At 48.7% G+C, this 269-nt stretch carries 1 tRNA gene; it reads right to left on the bottom strand.

The features are described 5' to 3' along the window. Positions 1 to 191 precede the first annotated feature (191 nt). A tRNA-Arg gene (locus EXT48_RS23595) sits at positions 192 to 268 on the bottom strand. Between the last annotated feature and the right edge of the window lies 1 nt (position 269).

Raw genomic sequence — 269 nt, 5'->3', positions numbered from 1 at the left:
ACCTCCGACCGCCTGGTTCGTAGCCAGGTACTCTATCCAGCTGAGCTATGCGTCCGTTATGAATGTATAGTTTTCCAACTTCTTTATATTTAACCACCTAAAGAAAAGTGGCGGACGCAGGACGTATTTTTTGAAGGTGAACCTTCGACTTCCTGTTTCCTACCTTTATTATTTAACCACTCAAGGAGAAGTGGCGGACGCAGGAGGATTCGAACCTCCGACCGCCTGGTTCGTAGCCAGGTACTCTATCCAGCTGAGCTATGCGTCCG

Origin of the sequence: Pseudoalteromonas sp. CO348 (assembly GCF_004208845.1) — a bacterium.
GTDB classification, from domain to species: domain Bacteria; phylum Pseudomonadota; class Gammaproteobacteria; order Enterobacterales; family Alteromonadaceae; genus Pseudoalteromonas; species Pseudoalteromonas maricaloris.
Note: the sequence above shows the minus strand (reverse complement) of the source record. Positions and strands in the feature narration are given on the sequence as shown.